This window comes from Citrobacter sp. S55_ASV_140, from assembly GCF_018919505.1.
GTDB classification, from domain to species: Bacteria; Pseudomonadota; Gammaproteobacteria; order Enterobacterales; family Enterobacteriaceae; genus Citrobacter; species Citrobacter werkmanii.
The window spans coordinates 1-797 of the sequence record NZ_JAHLQZ010000413.1; the positions used below are offsets into that span (position 1 = coordinate 1).

At 56.7% G+C, this 797-nt stretch carries 2 protein-coding genes; one reads left to right on the forward strand and one right to left on the reverse strand.

Annotated features, from left to right (window positions below):
- A partial coding sequence (locus KQJ18_RS24250; protein WP_216422991.1) for an N-acetyltransferase occupies positions 1-468 on the forward strand: 468 nt, incomplete at its 5' end.
- On the opposite strand, the gene KQJ18_RS24255 is transcribed toward KQJ18_RS24250, so the two are convergent.
- Positions 455-754, reverse strand: a complete 300-nt coding sequence (locus tag KQJ18_RS24255) for a GIY-YIG nuclease family protein (RefSeq protein WP_038634168.1) — start codon at positions 752-754, stop codon at positions 455-457. The genes KQJ18_RS24250 and KQJ18_RS24255 overlap by 14 nt on opposite strands.
- Between the last annotated feature and the right edge of the window lie 43 nt (positions 755-797).

The window sequence follows — 797 nt, forward strand, 5'->3', positions numbered from 1 at the left end:
GGTATTGATGCGTTGCTGCGTCGTTCATTTGAGAGCGATGCGGAAGCGAAATTAGTGCACGACCTGCGTGAAGATGGTTTCTTAACGCTGGGTTTGGTTGCGACAGATGACGAAGGTCAGGTAGTGGGTTACGTCGCGTTCAGTCCTGTCGATGTTCAGGGTGAAGATCTGCAATGGGTCGGCATGGCGCCGCTCGCAGTGGATGAAAACTACCGTGGTCAGGGCCTGGCGCGTCAACTGGTCTATGAAGGACTCGACTCCCTGAACGAGTTTGGCTACGCCGCGGTGGTTACGCTGGGCGATCCGGCACTGTACAGCCGTTTTGGCTTTGAGCTGGCTGCGCATCATGACCTGCGTTGCCGCTGGCCGGGCACCGAAAGCGCGTTCCAGGTTCATCGCCTGGCGGACGATGCGCTGGAGGGCGTGACGGGCCTGGTGGAATACCACGACCACTTCAATCGTTTTTAACATCCGGGGTTTGCAGGCTGCTCAGCAGAGCCTCAAGCCCTCCGCCCTCTACAAGGCGCTCTTTCTGACGCTTTGTGAGCTGTTTGACGCGATACTCGATGCGCAGAGCCAGCGAACGGTCGCCGACCTGCGCCGCAAATGCCAGGGTGAGTTCTCCCTTTCCACGTAGCGCCTTCGCGCCTTTCCCGCTCTGATGTTGCTTATATCGACGCTCCACATCGGTGGTTATTCCGGTGTATAAAGCGTTGTCCGCGGTACGGATCAGATACAGATACCAGGGTGTCATTGTCACCATCGACGTGATAATTTTCAGGCCTACAGTATAAAAG

Bases quoted from the DNA above. Each gene is read 5' to 3' on its own strand.
- KQJ18_RS24255 (WP_038634168.1), bottom strand. From the start codon at position 754: ATGACACCCTGGTATCTGTATCTGATCCGTACCGCGGACAACGCTTTA.